The sequence below is a fragment of the Bacillus sp. FSL E2-0195 genome (assembly GCF_038003645.1).
In the GTDB taxonomy this organism is placed as follows: Bacteria; Bacillota; Bacilli; order Bacillales; family Bacillaceae_G; genus Bacillus_A; species Bacillus_A mycoides.
The window spans coordinates 42,064-58,278 of the sequence record NZ_JBBOPN010000002.1 but is presented as its reverse complement, the minus strand read 5'-3'; the positions used below and the strand labels follow the sequence as shown (position 1 = coordinate 58,278).

General features: G+C 33.2%; 14 protein-coding genes and 5 pseudogenes. 3 read left to right on the top strand and 16 right to left on the bottom strand.

Annotation, left to right across the window (positions count from 1 at the left end; all coding sequences use genetic code 11):
• Positions 1 to 337 precede the first annotated feature (337 nt).
• The 3 genes and pseudogenes from MHH59_RS27725 (at position 338) to MHH59_RS27715 (ending at position 4,208) form a co-directional block, all read left to right on the top strand.
• Positions 338 to 2,050: a hypothetical protein gene (locus MHH59_RS27725; RefSeq protein ID WP_340853194.1), complete on the top strand. Its 1,713-nt coding sequence runs from the start codon at positions 338 to 340 to the stop codon at positions 2,048 to 2,050.
• Positions 2,051 to 2,987: 937 nt separating this feature from the next.
• On the top strand, positions 2,988 to 3,131 hold the full coding sequence (locus tag MHH59_RS27720) for a hypothetical protein (RefSeq protein WP_340853191.1): 144 nt from the start codon (positions 2,988 to 2,990) through the stop codon (positions 3,129 to 3,131).
• Positions 3,132 to 3,325: 194 nt separating this feature from the next.
• Positions 3,326 to 4,208: pseudogene (locus MHH59_RS27715) on the top strand (tyrosine-type recombinase/integrase).
• 245 nt (positions 4,209 to 4,453) lie between these two features.
• Here MHH59_RS27715 and tnpB read toward each other — a convergent pair.
• From tnpB to MHH59_RS27635, 16 genes and pseudogenes are all read right to left on the bottom strand, one after another.
• Positions 4,454 to 5,385 (bottom strand): annotated as a pseudogene (gene tnpB, locus MHH59_RS27710) (IS200/IS605 family element RNA-guided endonuclease TnpB); the annotation flags it as partial.
• Between the two features lie 148 nt (positions 5,386 to 5,533).
• Positions 5,534 to 5,998 carry a hypothetical protein gene (locus tag MHH59_RS27705; RefSeq protein WP_340853187.1) on the bottom strand — a complete coding sequence of 155 codons (465 nt, stop codon included), beginning with the start codon at positions 5,996 to 5,998 and terminating at the stop codon, positions 5,534 to 5,536.
• 163 nt (positions 5,999 to 6,161) lie between these two features.
• Positions 6,162 to 7,064, bottom strand: coding sequence for a DMT family transporter (locus MHH59_RS27700; protein WP_340853186.1), 903 nt, complete (start codon positions 7,062 to 7,064; stop codon positions 6,162 to 6,164).
• 103 nt (positions 7,065 to 7,167) lie between these two features.
• On the bottom strand, positions 7,168 to 8,058 hold the full coding sequence (locus MHH59_RS27695) for an aspartyl/asparaginyl beta-hydroxylase domain-containing protein (RefSeq protein WP_016096917.1): 891 nt from the start codon (positions 8,056 to 8,058) through the stop codon (positions 7,168 to 7,170).
• Between the two features lie 1,080 nt (positions 8,059 to 9,138).
• Positions 9,139 to 10,385, bottom strand: a pseudogene (locus MHH59_RS27690) (phosphoadenosine phosphosulfate reductase); the annotation flags it as partial.
• Positions 10,386 to 10,486: 101 nt separating this feature from the next.
• Positions 10,487 to 10,885 (bottom strand): nucleotidyltransferase domain-containing protein, encoded by a 399-nt coding sequence (locus MHH59_RS27685; protein ID WP_113937391.1) that lies wholly within the window; start codon positions 10,883 to 10,885, stop codon positions 10,487 to 10,489.
• A 21-nt stretch (positions 10,886 to 10,906) separates the two neighbouring features.
• Entirely contained in the window at positions 10,907 to 11,278 is a 372-nt protein-coding gene (locus MHH59_RS27680) for a hypothetical protein (RefSeq protein WP_113937392.1), read from the bottom strand.
• Positions 11,279 to 11,297: 19 nt separating this feature from the next.
• A pseudogene (locus MHH59_RS27675) lies at positions 11,298 to 11,603 on the bottom strand (ThiF family adenylyltransferase); the annotation flags it as partial.
• 48 nt (positions 11,604 to 11,651) lie between these two features.
• Positions 11,652 to 11,945: pseudogene (locus MHH59_RS27670) on the bottom strand (DNA polymerase III subunit beta); the annotation flags it as partial.
• Positions 11,918 to 12,103, bottom strand: coding sequence for a hypothetical protein (locus tag MHH59_RS27665; protein ID WP_340853181.1), 186 nt, complete (start codon positions 12,101 to 12,103; stop codon positions 11,918 to 11,920). The pseudogene MHH59_RS27670 and the gene MHH59_RS27665, both read right to left, overlap by 28 nt.
• Positions 12,104 to 12,170: 67 nt before the next feature.
• Positions 12,171 to 12,455, bottom strand: coding sequence for a hypothetical protein (locus tag MHH59_RS27660; RefSeq protein ID WP_340853179.1), 285 nt, complete (start codon positions 12,453 to 12,455; stop codon positions 12,171 to 12,173).
• A gap of 267 nt (positions 12,456 to 12,722) precedes the next feature.
• Positions 12,723 to 12,845 carry a hypothetical protein gene (locus MHH59_RS27655; protein WP_002069431.1) on the bottom strand — a complete coding sequence of 41 codons (123 nt, stop codon included), beginning with the start codon at positions 12,843 to 12,845 and terminating at the stop codon, positions 12,723 to 12,725.
• A gap of 101 nt (positions 12,846 to 12,946) precedes the next feature.
• A complete protein-coding gene (locus tag MHH59_RS27650; protein WP_340853177.1) occupies positions 12,947 to 13,210 on the bottom strand; it encodes a hypothetical protein in 264 nt (87 codons plus the stop codon).
• Positions 13,211 to 13,646: 436 nt separating this feature from the next.
• The gene (locus MHH59_RS27645) at positions 13,647 to 13,934 is read right to left on the bottom strand and encodes a hypothetical protein (RefSeq protein WP_016096929.1); all 288 of its coding nucleotides are present in this window, start codon (positions 13,932 to 13,934) and stop codon (positions 13,647 to 13,649) included.
• Positions 13,935 to 14,195: 261 nt separating this feature from the next.
• Entirely contained in the window at positions 14,196 to 15,164 is a 969-nt protein-coding gene (locus tag MHH59_RS27640) for a sugar phosphate isomerase/epimerase family protein (RefSeq protein ID WP_340853174.1), read from the bottom strand.
• Positions 15,165 to 16,202 (bottom strand): Gfo/Idh/MocA family protein, encoded by a 1,038-nt coding sequence (locus MHH59_RS27635; RefSeq protein WP_434087959.1) that lies wholly within the window; start codon positions 16,200 to 16,202, stop codon positions 15,165 to 15,167. It lies immediately after the preceding gene.
• Positions 16,203 to 16,215: the final 13 nt, after the last annotated feature.

Below are 16,215 nucleotides of genomic sequence, written 5' to 3'. Positions count from 1 at the left end.
CGTACTTCTTAACTTGCAACACGTTTGCGGTATCCTTACCCTAACTTTTTTGTCATTTTCAATCTAATCCCTTATATATCAAGTGGGGAGATGACTTTTTACTTATTCTTATACATATAATTCAACTTGCAACACGTTTGCGGTATCCTTAACACAAAAAAAATTAATAGAATTCTCATATCCCTTGATACACCTAGCTTTATAAGCTGTTGCAAGTTGCTATCTTTCTTCTTAAAGGAGCACCTTTCGCCAATTTTCAATTTGCTATAATCAAAATTGGTATATTTTATAGTATTTTGACATATATTTCTGAATTTGCAGAACGGAGGTGAAAAAGATGGGGAAATCATTTATTATTCAAAATCAGCGTAGCTTAAATGGAAAAACAACAAATGCTGTTTTAGTTACACTAAAATCTTGGCAGAAGTTTGTTGCAACATTTGAGGAGAAGTACTACAGCTATAAAGATACATATTTAGAAGATATTCTGCAGCACATGACATACGAAGAACGTATTGCGGATGTAGAAGGCTTTGTCGAACAAGCGAAACCATCTTTTTCACGTCGAGCAATGTCTGCACTTGCAGAAAAAACAGGAAGAAAACATAAGTTATATGGTATTACGAATGCAGATCTTGAAGTGTTCTTATATCTACATAAAAAATGCTTTACTAATGGTATCATTCCAAATGTAACGATACATATGATGTGGGAAGATTACAAGCAATATAAAGAAGAATTTGCATACATCCAGCATTCTCAGTTCTATATTGCTCTAAAGAAATTAAGTATACATAACATAATCTCTATCGAAAATGGCGTAGATGGTCGATATACAATCAAATTGACTCATTTTATGAATGAAGAAACAGAAAAGGCTAATCCATACGTATATATTAGTCCTGTTGTATTTACAAAGGCTTTCTTTAAGCTATCTGTAGCAGCTAAGAAACTATTCTTAGACATTGCTATGCAACAACATACCGAAACAACGTTAAAGCGTTCTTTAGACAAGCAGGACGAAAGGGGCAACAAAACTCACTTTGGTGGGATGTATCGTTTCTTACATAAAAAATATCCGCACCAAATCCGTGCGGTTATCGAAGAATTAACAACTGCTTTACCATGTACGGGTAATCCCCTATTCAAAATTTGCAAAATGCAAAAAGGTGTAAGGCATACAAAACGATATACAACCTTATATCTATCTATCCATTCGGACTTCTTATGTACGAAAGAATTTGGAGAAGAGCAACACAGGGATCCATTTACACCAAAAGCTACCTATGCTCGTAAAGCGAAATTTATTGAATCAGTCCTACAAGAAATGAATATCGGTGAACTGTCTTCAGACATGAATAAATTCATTCATGTTTTAAAGCATACTTGTCATCGTCAAATTCGTGGTGTAATTCGTGGACTTCGTGACATGGTTGATCGAAAAGAAGGATATCCAACGAAAATTGTATATACATTGAAAAAATTATTGCATCAAACATCTCAATATCAAATTCTTGATACTGCGGCGAAAGAAGGCATCTACCCTCTTATTGCTCAACATGTACCAAAAGAGAGAAATAGTGACCGTGAACAAGCTGTCTTTAATTTTGGTCTACATTATTCCATGTACTCTCTTCGCAACATTAAGAAGATGTTTAAAAATGTGCATGCACTACTGAAGCAGAAGTTTGCGATACCAGTGACGGAAGAGTCTTATCACCGTAATTATCTAAAATACCAGGAAGAAACGTTATTTAGAAAATATGCATATGATCAGGGAGTGAATCTCCATACATATATCGCTTTAGAAATTGAAATGCGTGAAAAATTAAAAGTTCGTGGCCATAAAGAACGCACGATTCCAAGTGATATACGTGAATGGTTTATCGAGGCAATTGATAAGCTGCCACAAGAAAAACTTCGTGTTATTGAGCTACCAAAGCAGTTTAATTTACTGGAGTTTATGCGTACCTTCGAACGTTTAGTACGTGCTGGGGTAACAATAACAGCTCCAGATCAGGTGCTAACTGCAATGGAAATAAAAAAATAGCAACGAGCTCTCTATTTTTGAAAAAATCGAAAGTAGAGAGCTATTCGTGTTTGTTTCATTAACACCCCTTTTCTACTACTCTATTTATAAATACCAAATCAGAAGAACTTCATGTAAAATGGAGTCTTTTTTTATACATTTCTATACAAATCTTCTTCTACCTATAGAAGAATCTCCACACTACACATTGAATATTCTTCATCTGTAGTAAAACATCCGATTTTATATCTACAAAAAATCAGAAAGATATTTATAAAAATAGTGGATATGAGGACAAATATGATCAAATGTGAATAATATTTCCTCAATATCCTTGAGAATACTAGTGTCGTTGCATTTATCTAATAAAAATCATCAATAATAATGTGAGTTATGTGTAAATACTGAGTAATGTTAACAAATAGCTCCATTATCTGAACAAATTGTGGATAATTGGACGCTAAATACTGCTCCATTTACCAAAATAAAGAAAATAAGCCCTATTTCCACAGTTGAATAAATATAATGTGATTTGTATCAATTTCTTTCCGATTTCATGTAGTAACATATGATTTCCTTTCTGCTTTTTTGTAGAATTGAAAGTCTAATAATCGTTGAATCTACGGATACATTTTCTACTAATTATGATTTTTTACGTTCTAACATCAAATTATCCCTTGTAGGAGTAGGTCTTTTCCCTATTTTTGATAACCTATAAAAGTTTTATCTTTATTTCTTTTTAATATATAAGATATATATTTATAATAGATTTTATTATTACTAGTATGATTGTTAATAAGAAGTCTGACCTAATTGAAAATATTTGTTAATTAAGTTATAATAATGGTAATTAAACATATCATTACCCACATACAAAAGGACAAACCTACGTATCCCTACCAGGACGAGGTTTGTCCTTTTTTCATTTTATAATCAATTAATAATTGGAGGATTAAACATGGTCGTACTAAAGAATACAACTAATATAGCAATGAATGAATATAACGAAATTAGATTTTTTAAAGGGATTTTTTGGGGATTATTACTTGTACTCCCTTTTTGGAGTATTATGATAGCCTTATTCATTTGGCTTTGTAAATAATAATCAACATATCAAAAATGCAAAGAGTTGTTTGTCCGTTTGCGTTTTTGATATGCCAGCAACCTTGCGTAGCAGAGGGCGGTAGCAGGTCTTTCACCTATTTTTTGTTATAATATACCCAAAGAAATTAGGTGATTATAATGAACGAGACAATTAGGTTAGAAGAAACATTATAAGCTTTTTCTAATTACTTAATTGAAAAAGGTCGAAAACATTCTACGATACAACGTTATTCTTACGATATTAAGGATTTTTTTAAATGGTTAGAAGTAAATGAGATACTTTTTCATATTAAATCGTGGAATGAATTATCTCCAAAAGATTATCAGGGGTATTTCTCTGAGTTAGAAAGCAAGCGCAAATATTCCCAGAAAACAAGGCACAGAATATGGGTGGTTTTAAAGAAATTGAACATGTTTTTAGGGATAGATAGTCCATTAGATGAGTTTCACCTCTCCTTAATTCCTGATCAATCACTATGTGATAAGGATTTTATTACTGCAACGGAAGAAAAGCATTTAAAACAAACGATACTTTCAACAAAGGGATTAACAGAAAGACAAGCTAAATATCGCCCTCTTATTATGGATAGAAACGCTTGTATAATAAATTTAGTAGTAAACTATGGGTTATCCTTGCAAGAGCTTGTATCGCTTAATATGAGCCATATACAGTTTGCTAGTAATACTTTAATTGTTCCAGTGGAAAATGGTATGACTAGATCTATCTCTTTAACGGGAGAGGATACAAAACAACTATATAAATATTATAAAATGATTCCGGAACCAGTAAGGCCTCGGCAGTATACAGATAATCCCTTCTTTGTTGCATTTGACTTTAATCGGGGAACATATCGATGGGTATATGAAAATGATGCACCAAAGGCATTGTCTGAGGTTGCTGTGCAAAAAATGATACGACTTGAAGTAAAACGTGCGGGGGGAAATAGGCGTATTTCTGCACAGCAGATGAGGAATAAATGAAGATGAATTGGTAAGTAGAATGGGGTTCAAAACTAAGGTATCTCTAAAAAGATATTTCCGATATTTACAACAAGTTCAACTCAAGCACGTTTAAAATAATACACATTTTGCTCATTTATTTTTTTCTCCTCTATTATGGGCTTTACTCTATCGAATGTAGTTTTAAAATAAAGTTTGATTAAAAATATCTACACCACCCTTATTCTACGGAATATAAAAAGAATCTAATTTGAAGAAAGATTAATCAAATTAGATTCTTTTCCAGTAGATTTAAGATTGGTTTTTATAAAAATGTTTGATTTAAATTACACATATTAACCTCACTATATGATTCTCTGATTAACAAAACGGATAAAAAATTTGGGAATAGTAGCACCGAATCGCTTCGTTTCTAAGGTTCAGTCCTGCGTCAATATTTCTATCGTGATGTGTGCCACAAGAAGGACAATCCCGCTCACAAAGATTTAGATTTTTAACGTCTTTATTTTGGTAACCACAACTTGAACATAACTGACTAGAGGCAAATGTTTTTGAGACAACTACAACTTGCTTCCTGTACCATTTTACCTTGTATTCCAACATATTTCGAAATTGTGACCAAGATACTTCACTGATTGATTTGGCAAGTTTACTGTTTTTTAGCATATTCTTTACTTGTAGATCTTCAATACCAATTACATCGTGGTTTTTGATAATCTCAGTAGAAATTTTATCTAAGTAATCTTTTCTTGCATTCGTAATATGTTCATGGACTCGTGCCACTTTCACATGTTGTTTATTCCAGTTAGAAGAACCTTTCGTTCTTCTGGGAAGGATGCGTTGTGCATCCGCTAACTTTTTTTCTAATGTACGAAAGAATTTAGAATTTTTGTATGTAGTTCTATTTGAAAGAATAGCAAAGTCCTTTAAGCCCATATCAATACCGACAGAAGATTCTGTTTTCGGAGGTTCTTTTACTTCTGTCTTAACTAGCAAAGATATAAAGTATTTACCACTTGGATTCCGTCTAATGGTAGCACTCATAATACGTCCCGTTACCTTACGGCTCTTTGCAAACTTCACAAGTCCAATTTTAGGTAATTTCATTTGATTGCCTATTACAGCAATGTTTCCATTTGTTTGTTTCGTCGTGTGAGATTGAATTTTATTGCGTTTGGACTTGAATCGTGGAGGATCGTTCTGTTTCTAAAAAAACGAGAAAAAGCATCTGCTAGCTGTTTTAATGTGGATTGAAGAGCAATACTGTCTACTTCTTTTAACCATATCGTGTCATTCTTCATGGATTGAATTAAGAGCTAAATAAGCATTTGTTTGTGCTGCTCTGCTCTTTTTCCATGGTACATTTTCATCTCTAAACAATGACGCACAATCCTTTCAGCATCTGTTATATCTGATGTTTACGTGGAAAAAGTGAATATACTATTTCGCAGAAAAAGATTTTTGAACTGCACGAAGTTCTGCTTTTGTTAATTGTTGCTTCTTTTCATTAGAAGAATAAATCTGATAATGAATGTTTTTTTCATTCCAATCTATATGATGGAATTCATTCTTTGTCTGATTGAATGCTTGACGAGTTTTATCAAATGCATTGATTTCTTGAAAGGATTTTTGTGGAAGCACTTCTTTTCCTTTTGTTATTTCAACAATTAGTTTCTGATCTTCTTTACTTGAATAAACGATGGAAACATGTTCTGCATTTTCATTTGCAACCGTCATCGAATCTACTTCAAAAGGTAATTTAGTAGGATATGATATTGGAAAAGGGAGTTCTTTTGGTGCAGTAGCCATGACTTCTTGTGATATCGGATACAAATTTGAATCTTCTGCAAAACAGCCTGTAAGCATAGTAACAAAAAACAAAATAACGAACCAAGATTTTTTCATTCCTTTCCCTCCCTTTTATAACGTATGTAGCTTTTTGGCATACATTCTTGAATGGAATGGGATAAAATCTAAAAAATAAAAAATGCTCTTGATAACTCCATTAGAAGTTATCAAGAGCATTCACTACGTACATAGTTGGATTGAGGGGCCGATTATTTCAACTTTAAACAGATTTATGTTTTTCACTTCCTCCTTTTGACCGTAGTAGTTTTTTTATGTTCATAGTTCCTGAGATCAACAAACCACCTATTACTAGAATTGCACCAAATAGATGATACATTGTAATATTTTCTTTGAGTATTAACCAAGCTAGTAAATAACCAAAAATCGGAGTTAGGAATAGATAGTTGTTTGCTTTTATAGGATCTTTCTTTAATAAATAAAACCATAGTAACATAGATACAATTGAAGTCATCACGACCTGCCAAAATAGACCAATAGCAAAATTCATATCTAAATAAACGTACGGATTTGTATCTAATAAGAAACTTAAAGGAACCGCAAATAGACTACCAAAGATGATTTGCCAAGTATTAATGACCAGGCGATCGATCTTCATATCATATTTTGTGAAACATACACTCCCAATCCCCATAGATAACATGCCAATCGCGAGAATAATGACGCCCGATACAGTGGCTTGCGTATCTTTTAGGTAGGGATATACGGCAATGAATAAACCAAGCGCTGCAATACACATCCCAGTCCACTCTTGTTTTGTTACTTTTCTACTTAAGAAGATAGAAGACAACAAAGCAACAACAAATGGATTTACAGTGATAAACAAGTTAAATAAACTAGATGATACTAACTTTAGCGACAAGAAACAGCAGCCTACATACAAAGTAGTATTTAATATACCTAGTACAACTAACTGCCTCCACTCTACTCCTTTAGGCCATCTGTTGGATTTGATAAAATAAGTAAAGACAAACATGATAAGACCAGCACTAATAAGCCTCGTTGTCGCAAACATTAAAGGGGATGAAGATAAAAGACCAATTTTTGTGGCGATAGCACCTGATGCCCATAAAATACTAAACAATATACCAATTAATATCTCCATACGAACTATTCTCCTTTCCTACATTAAAAATAGTAAAACAACCGATTTTATTTTGATAAAATCGGTTGTTTATGTGAAGAACTATACATTACCTGTTCTAAAATCAGACGGTAACTTCTTCTTTCCAGTTATCCATACTGAAACGCTCACCTAAATCACGATGTTCAATAATATACGCACGTAAATGTTTTGCTTTCTGAACAATTGCCTTGTCACCGCTTCTTTCTGCGATTTGATCTAGCCAATCGTAGCATTTTGCAACAGGAATATCTTTTTCAAAATGAATTTTTGATAAGAAGAATACAACATCTCTAAAATTAATTCTTGAAATTACTTTAGATAGTGAAGTAATTAACTCCTCTTCAAATGTTTCATCTAGTGTATCGCGTTTGACAATAAATCTTTCTAAATCACGATTATATGTCTTTTTATCTTTGAAGATATCAGATGGATCAAAATCACCATCGAATACATAGTCTAGGCAAAGGAAAACGCGGCTATCTTTAGAGAAATTAGCGGCTGCATGTCCAATTGCTGCATCAAGGAACCAAATTTCGCCTTTTCTGATGCGGAATACTGCTTCTTCATCTGAATGGAAAGCCTTTTCATTATCTTCTAAAGCTAAGAAGACACGGAAGCGTTGTTTTGTACTATGAGAGAATTCAACGAAATCTCTATGTGGGATAACCATTGCATCCACTAAATTACGTGTACGAACCATTTTTAAATTGTCAAAAGTGAAGTATTCTTCAAGAAGTGAGTTAATGTATGGTAACTGCTTACCGTACTCCGTTTGTTGCGCTGCATGATCAAAATCACGATACATTGTATCATTTTTATCATTTGAAGCATTCCATAAAGAATTGTTCATCCAATAACCTGAACTGAATTCATCATACTCTTCTGGGATAACTGGAAAGTTCGCGATTGTAACTAAATCTTTCTTTAATAATTCCTCGTTTAAATTTAATTTACCAATGATATAAGATGCCATATTAACTATTCTCCCCTTTAATTATAATGTGAACATTACTAAACCGCAATATAAGTGACGTAATAATCTGATTATGTATTCTTTTCAGAATCTAGATTAAAAGATTATTTGCATAGACTAATAATCTATATAGTGTTTTTTAAAAATAACATAACCTATTGGGTACTGATCATTCTTAATGTTTTTGATATATTCCTGAAATCAAATATATACAATTCATATTGAGAGACATGGTCACAGTACCTACATTTTATATTTTTGTCTGTTTCACAAATATGCGGTACATTTAGATTTTGAATCACTTCTAATACATGTTCTTTGCAAACAAACAAAAAATCACCTTATTTCCATAAAATGATAATTGATTTTTGTAGTTTTTATTTTACTTAGTAAAAGATATTTTAAAACAATTCCTAGTTCGCGCGAATTCACAGAAAGTTAAATATCAAAACTACAGATTGATTATAGGAAAAAAATAACAACAGGTCTATATCTATTTCATTAAAAATTCTGAATTTAGTGAATTTGATTGATGTTAAACTTCCGTAAAACGCTATAGCGACGCGGTTTTATCGGCAAAAACTGAAAATTTTGTAAAAAATTGAGAAATATTTATTGTGTTTATATAACTAATTATTTGGTGTAATAATCTAGTTATACATATTAGTTTAAAATCAGAATTCGTCCATCTTCCAGAACCATATTAAACTTTACTCTATATTCTTTCATTAGAGTCTTAAGTGACATTCTACATTCCTTTCTCTACGCTCAAATTATAGTTTCAATTTATTATAGAAAAACAAAAGCCCAATTATATATAAAATATAATTGGGCTTTTAAGAGGTGTAAAAAACATATGATTTCTGCAAATTCATTGATAAAGATGATGATAAAGTAATTTAACAACTCTCTCATCCCTTTACATTGTTTACAATGAATTACTGATCACTTTTGCGATATCTACAAATTTCTCTGACCATAATATAAAGCCAATTGCAAGTAAACCGCCAAGTGTCCTTACGGCAAACTCGACAGTATCTACATTAGGCTTTGATAAAAACATATGATCCATATATATGATTATTGTATTTTAATGTCGCCTAATTCTTTAAGAATTTTTGCGAAAAGATGATTGGTCTCTTCAGATAACTGGCCCCCTTCTCCTATTAACCTAGCAAGTCTATTTGTAAACTCTGCAGCATACAAAGATTTCGTACTAGCTTTTTCTTCTTCGAACAGTGATTCGTTCTTCATTGCTTGAATTAAGAACTGAATAAGCATTTGTTTGTGCTGCCCTTCTTTCTTACCGTGGTACATCTCCATACCTAACCATTTGCGTACAATGCGTTCTGCATCTCTTGCATCCGTTATATCCACTCTAGATACAACAAAAGTAAGTTTATTCCAAGTTAGTTTCGCGAAATCATTTGAATAATTTGAAGGGAAAAAGAAAAAACTATGCTGCGTAATTCTTTGTCTTTCTTTTATCCAACGAAATATCTCCTGCTTTCCTAAATGAATATCAATCTCAACGAAAAATACGGGAAATGGGGAAGTCGTCTTTTCTTCATTTATTGTACAATCAGGTTTGAACACTAGTTCACCAAGATATGCGTGATGTATTGGTTCTAATTCATCTCGATATACCCTAATCCCATCGGTTTCATACCAACCTTGTAATACTGCTTCAATTTCTTCTTCAGATATAAGACTCGTATGCATTTCATCTTGCGTATAAAGTAGGTACTCTAAAAGCATTCTTCTACCTTCTACTGTAAGTCCTCCTGGTGCATAATCCCCTTTTTCTGTACGTTCAAACATAATATAATCGTATTCAATATGATTATGTACGGAAAACAGGTCCGAATCACGCTTATTTTCGCTTATAAGGAGTGTTTGTAGACTGCGTCTATCATTACATTCCTATAGCGAATATCGTTTCTAATGGACCGTAAGAAGCTTTTCCATGATTGTAGATAAGCATTGTCTGTATACCCCTCACTTATTAGCTGGGTTAGCATTTTATCCTCACCATTCATCATAAGACAAGTCCAACAGCCGCTACGCGAATTTGCAGCTCCACAAGCATTTTCTTGTTGTTTTCCACCTGTTTTTATGCCACATTCAAACATAGCCTGTCCATACTGTATGCTCATTTCTTCCACATCTACACCAAAAGGCAGTACTCCTCTATCTAAAAGTAACATCCATACCTCATCACCGGTTAAAAATTTAACCGGATTAAAGTAGAGGATATTTTTCATGTCATTATGACGTGAAAATAAGGAATCATTACTTATCTCATGTTTTTGGATACTGTTACCCCTTCATTCCTACCACTTATCTGAACAGTTATCCTGTTCTTTATTGCTTTGATTGTTTTTCCAATTAAGAACAGTCCTCGTTGTCGTTTATACTTCCGTATTGCTTACTCGAGAACGTCTCGCACTTCATATAGGATCTTCCCATCTTGTGCAATCTTATGCTCCATGGTTACATTGCGGTTAGCACGTTCTTGAAACTCTTCCGGTCCATACACTAAAATATCAACTGGTGTTTCCATTACATCGTAAATACCCCAATTAATACGGTTAATGACTTCCCTTTTTCTTGCTCCTACACCATCCACAACAATACAAAGATCAAAATCACTATCTTCATTTGGTGTGCCATAAGCATGAGAGCCAAAAAGGATAATTTTTTGGACAGAAGACACGGTTTCACAAATTTTTTGTACTAATAGGTTTAATTCCCTTTGTACTTCTTCGTTAATCCGAATCACCTCTTGGATAATTGAATTATATTGACGTTTGATTATATTATACATGCGTTTCTCTGCTCCCTGCTATTACATATTTATTTTTATATTGTTCTCTTGTTTCCCAACGTTCTGCAATGCTTGGTAATATTCATATACCTGCTTGAAATCTTGTAAGAATCCATCGCAAGAGATATTATGAAATCCTTTAAAATTCCTTCTACACCAATATAAGAGGTTAGATTCATCCTTAGCTAAAAAAGAATCCGGATGGAAATGAATCAGAGCCTCTGCTATACAAGCCAGAAGCAATGGAATCATTTCGGAATCTTGCTTTGATAAATCAAGTACAGATACAACGGTATAATTCTTATATTGATAGTATCGTAGAACACCATTACACATGTTTGTTGGTGTTAAAGTGTGTTGTAATTGAGTGGAATCTAATTGATACACTCTCATCTTGTCCCCTCCTATATCATTACTCCTCAATTGGTGCAGCTTTCATAAACGCTTTTTGAGCTTGGAAAATGATATAGTGATTCGATACAGTACCTTCATCAAAGAGTTCGTTGACGAATTGTGCAACAGTCATGGCAGCGAACTTATTTGTAATAACGCGCTGTGGTTCTGAAGCAGCTAATTCGGAACAACTTAATTGACTTGGAGCCGTTTCTTTTTTCGTAAAAGCATCTGGAAATAAATCGCCAAGCGGTGAAAGAATGACCTCGCCATTCAATTTAACTCCACATACTGCTTGTCCGTTATAACCACTGTTTTCTAAATCAGGCATTTCGTTTGCAATAAATCCGTTGATAATCATTTGAATGCCCCCTTACACACGAACCGGTAGGATTAACTGCAAGTTAGAATGAATTGTATCCTCTGCTCCCACTACCACAATAGGTCTCTGATTACTAATCATTTTTATCGCGATTTTTTCAGAAGATATCGTTTGTAGTGCTTGCAGCAGATATTCCACATTACAAGCCAATGTAAATGCCTCTACTTGATTACATGGAATTTCTACACTTGCAGTACCTACTTGAGAATTTTGTGGTTTAAGGTGAATGCTTTCCTTTCCTTCTGACGTAAGCACGATTAGTGAAGAAAAGGCAGGAAGCTGTTCCTCATTCCCATGGCTAATATCTTCGCATCGTCTGGTTTCGTCATATCTTCTACTTCAATGTTTACAACTTTTAGATGGTACGGCATACGGCCATTGCTAAAAACATCCCCTACACAAATTGTCCAAAGACTCGTTTCAATTTCAGTTACAACATTCATTATATATGCTCCTCTGCAGATTAATAAAAAAGACATTGAACAAATTTGTCCAATGTCTTTTTCCCTCTTATATATTCTTTAACTCAAAGTACAATTTTCCAGGTTTTCCATACATGTTAATTTCATTTTGATATAAGACAGCTAATTGCTGAGACATCTCAATGCTTTCCATATAGGATAATGAAGCAGCTGCTTCTATTTTTTCTTTAATTTCATTAGGAATAACTGCGTAAGATAAGCTATCCATTTTACTTCCTAATTTAGTATCTGTAGCAGCCTCATAATAAATTTCGGTAATTAAGACCTCATTATCATCTGGATCATACATATATCCTCGGTTAACTGTAATCATATTAAAGTACTCCTCTCAAGTTTCATATTCTAATCCCTTGTGCTTTTAGCATTGCAACAAGTATCTTACGTATATAAATACTCTAGTTCTTAATTTTTATATTCCATTCTTTATCTAGTTTACTATAAATTAGAAATTAATCTCTTTCTTTGCTGTCAAATTCAAAAATCTTTAACAATAGTAAGAGACGATAAAGACCTGGTAAGTGTTTTTCTCCATAATAGAAATAGAATTCCTGCAATTCTTTTTTATAAGAAAATTGTACACCTAAGTGTGCAGGAAACGACTTTTAATGGGTTCGGTGATTTCTTTATTTTGAAAGGTTAATATAAGTTCCCCTAGTGATAATGCTAGTTCATCTAATGTAATTGCATGTTCATGTTTCATCATAAATATTTCCTTTTCCAAATAAAAAAAGCACAAATCATGTGCTATTTCTTCACAGTATTTTTTAGTTATAATACCTAAATATCTAGCCTTCTCATTCTTGCTTAGTTTAGTATCTCTACTACAGTACAAGGATATGTTGTAAAGCGCTTCTCTTTAGAGATTTCTTGTAAAGATTTAGTAACAGGATAACCATTGTACAGAACCTGAATATGCTCTGAGAGGCCCGTTATTTGAATGAATAACTCATTTAAGTCTGTACAATTGTGATCTGTTTCTAATAAATAGTACCCAGCTGCCTCATATGAATTTCGAGCATAAATTACTCTCATAAACTCTTTCGAACTTCCTATCTTGTAAAATTTCATATTATCTCTCCTCTTAATTAAACAAAAAAACCACAAAATAAGTGCTTTTTCATTTAGCATATTATTAGCCCCGAAGGTCTATTTATATGTGCTTCCTAACTTAAAGACAACACAAAAAGGGCTTCTTCAAGTCGATTAAAATGTGCATAGCAAAATAAGCTATATATACACTAATCGGCTCAAAGAAGCCCTTTCATAATTGAAACAAGAACACAACTTGCTTCTACAACTCAACCACAACACATAAGGTGTGGGAATAAACGGAATCAATTAAACAATAAATATAAATTTATATTAAACTATTTTTATATTATATTCAATTGTTTTTAATGAAATGAAGATAAGAAGGAATTTATTATGCAGATGTTATATGTATTGTATAATAATGCCCCTGTTTCCCCTGCTATAAATCCCCTCTTATTTTCATTTCTTGGTGTTACTTCATATACTGCATTTCAAAATATAGTTTTTCTGGCTTTTGATGTTGGTCTAAATAACAAAGTATTTCTTTAATGGTTTCTGCTTCAACTTCAACAGTCTCCATGTAGGACATACTTTCAGTTTCTTGGACCTTTTGAAAAATAGCAGTAGGTAGTTTAACCGCATCGAACACACCCATTTTGCTTCCTAGCTTTTGTTCTGATGTAGCATCGTAGAAAATTTCATTAACAATTACCTTATTATCATCTGGATTGTACATGTACCCTCTTTGTATACGTAGCAATGTATTACTCCTTTCTTATATATTCTATTTCAACAATAATTACATCTGTATATATCATTATTGTTGAAACAGGTATCAAACAATATTATTTCGTAAAATCCATACTTTGTATAGAGGTAGATACAGGATAATTAGTTTTCGCAATTTATTTTTGAATATTTCTTCCTTTTTTAAACGTTTCTTTAAAAAAAAGAGAAGCTAATATTCTTTTACGAATGGCTTCTCTGAAAAAAATGTTACTTATTTCTTTTTTAAACGAAGTTACACCCACCACATCTGTGAAGGGTTTTCTTCAATTAAAATAGATTGAAGATTTTTTGTGGCACGTTTAAATCCTTCTTGAATAGACATGAGTGGATCTTCGTGTTCGATACTTACAACATAATCATATTCATATGTACGAAGTGCACTCATCATTTGCGACCATTCTTCTAAGCTATGGCCACAACCAACAGAACGGAACGTCCAAGCTCTTGTTTTCACTTTACCGTAGGGCTGCATGTCTGTTAAACCATACATATTTACATTATCTTGATCGATGTAAGTGTCTTTTGCATGAAAGTGATAAATTGCATTTTCTTTCATTAATAACTTAATAGCAGCGACAGGGTCAATTCCTTGCCACCATAAATGACTAGGGTCTAAGTTAGCACCTATCGCATTGCATGTTTCTTCACGTAGTTTTAGTAATGTATATGGCGTATGTACTAAGAAACCACCGTGAAGTTCTAAACCAATTTTTACACCATGTTCTTTTGCAAATTCACCAACTTGTTTCCAATAAGGAATGAGCTTTTCTTCCCATTGCCATTTTAAAATATCATTGTATTCATTTGGCCATGGTGCAACAGGCCAATTCGGGTATTTTGCGCTTTCATGGTCACCTGCTACGCCTGAAAAACAATTCACAACAGGTACGTCTAGTAGTGAAGCTAGTTGAATGGTTTTTAACAATGTTTCATGAGATTCTGTTGCAAAAGCAGCATCTGGGGATAATGGATTTCCGTGACAACTAAAAGCGCTAATGATTAAGTCTCTTTTTTGTACATGTTCTATATATACGCTTCTGGCTTGTTCACTTTCTAATAATACATCTAAGTTACAGTGCGAACCTCCAGGATAACAACCTGTACCAATTTCTACTGCATGCAAACCGGCTTCTTGTACATAATCAAGCATTTCTTCAAATTCCATGTGAGAGAAAAGTGTTGTAAATACTCCTAATTTCATTTATCTTCCCGTCCCTTCTGCATGTGTGTTACTACTTTCGTAAATTGCATCAATAATTTGCGATACTTGCAGCGATTCCTCAGGCTTTACAATTAATTCTTCATCGTATAAGCAAGCTTTTACAAAGTTTTCTGCTTGCAAAATTCCAGGATCGCCGTTATTTGCTATCCAGACTGGTTCACTATTTAATATCATATTATGTTTTATTGTATATAATTCAATTGGAAAAACATTTATTCCACCGTTTACTCCGGAAATACTCACATGTTCTTCATCATTTTTAATATTTGCTGCCCAAGAAGTTTCAAATAACAATGATGCCCCATTTTCAAACTTTATATATGCGGTAACATGATCATCAACTTGAAACGTTTTATAATCATATTCTCCCCACATATTTACTTGATTTGGTTGCTTACTAACGGCATTATAGACACTACCAATGACTTCTGTTTGTTTTGGATTTCCAATTAACCAAAGTGCTAAATCAAGAAGATGACAACCGTAATCTATTAAACTTCCTCCGCCTTGTAATTCTTTATTTGTGAAAACGCCCCAGCCTGGTACTTTTCGGCGACGGAGTGCTTTTACACGAACAACAAGAGGTGTGCCAATCTCACCTATCATCATTTGTTTTGCAACTTGCGACTCTTTCATGTAACGATAATGATAAGCGATAGCAAGTTTTTTACCGTTGTTTTTTGCAGATTCTATCATTTTTTCGCATTCTGCCGCTGCTAAAGCCATCGGTTTTTCGCATAATACATGTTTCCCTGCTTGTAATGCTGCGATAGAAATCTCAGCATGAAACTTATTAGGTGTACAAATACAAACAGCATCAACTTCTTTAAAGACTTCTTCATAGGTTTCAAATACATAAGGAATGTTATATGTTTCAGCGATTTGTTTTGCGTGTTCTATGTTTCTATCATGTATAGCCGTAATCGTACAATATTGATGTAATTTTACAAATGCAGGGATATGGCGACCTTGTGCAATTCCTCCGGCCCCTATTATTCCAATGCGTAGTTTCTTCATGTCTTCACCTTTT

Coding starts and splice junctions, on each gene's coding strand:
- MHH59_RS27640 (WP_340853174.1), bottom strand. CDS start 15,164: ATGAAATTAGGAGTATTTACAACACTTTTCTCTCACATGGAATTTGAA.
- MHH59_RS27680 (WP_113937392.1), bottom strand. CDS start 11,278: ATGAGAGTGTATCAATTAGATTCCACTCAATTACAACACACTTTAACA.
- MHH59_RS27705 (WP_340853187.1), bottom strand. CDS start 5,998: ATGAAAAAATCTTGGTTCGTTATTTTGTTTTTTGTTACTATGCTTACA.
- MHH59_RS27725 (WP_340853194.1), top strand. CDS start 338: ATGGGGAAATCATTTATTATTCAAAATCAGCGTAGCTTAAATGGAAAA.
- MHH59_RS27650 (WP_340853177.1), bottom strand. CDS start 13,210: ATGAAATTTTACAAGATAGGAAGTTCGAAAGAGTTTATGAGAGTAATT.
- MHH59_RS27665 (WP_340853181.1), bottom strand. CDS start 12,103: ATGAATGTTGTAACTGAAATTGAAACGAGTCTTTGGACAATTTGTGTA.
- MHH59_RS27720 (WP_340853191.1), top strand. CDS start 2,988: ATGGTCGTACTAAAGAATACAACTAATATAGCAATGAATGAATATAAC.
- MHH59_RS27700 (WP_340853186.1), bottom strand. CDS start 7,064: ATGGAGATATTAATTGGTATATTGTTTAGTATTTTATGGGCATCAGGT.
- MHH59_RS27660 (WP_340853179.1), bottom strand. CDS start 12,455: ATGATTACAGTTAACCGAGGATATATGTATGATCCAGATGATAATGAG.
- MHH59_RS27635 (WP_434087959.1), bottom strand. CDS start 16,202: ATGAAGAAACTACGCATTGGAATAATAGGGGCCGGAGGAATTGCACAA.
- MHH59_RS27695 (WP_016096917.1), bottom strand. CDS start 8,058: ATGGCATCTTATATCATTGGTAAATTAAATTTAAACGAGGAATTATTA.
- MHH59_RS27685 (WP_113937391.1), bottom strand. CDS start 10,885: ATGTATAATATAATCAAACGTCAATATAATTCAATTATCCAAGAGGTG.
- MHH59_RS27655 (WP_002069431.1), bottom strand. CDS start 12,845: ATGATGAAACATGAACATGCAATTACATTAGATGAACTAGCATTATCA.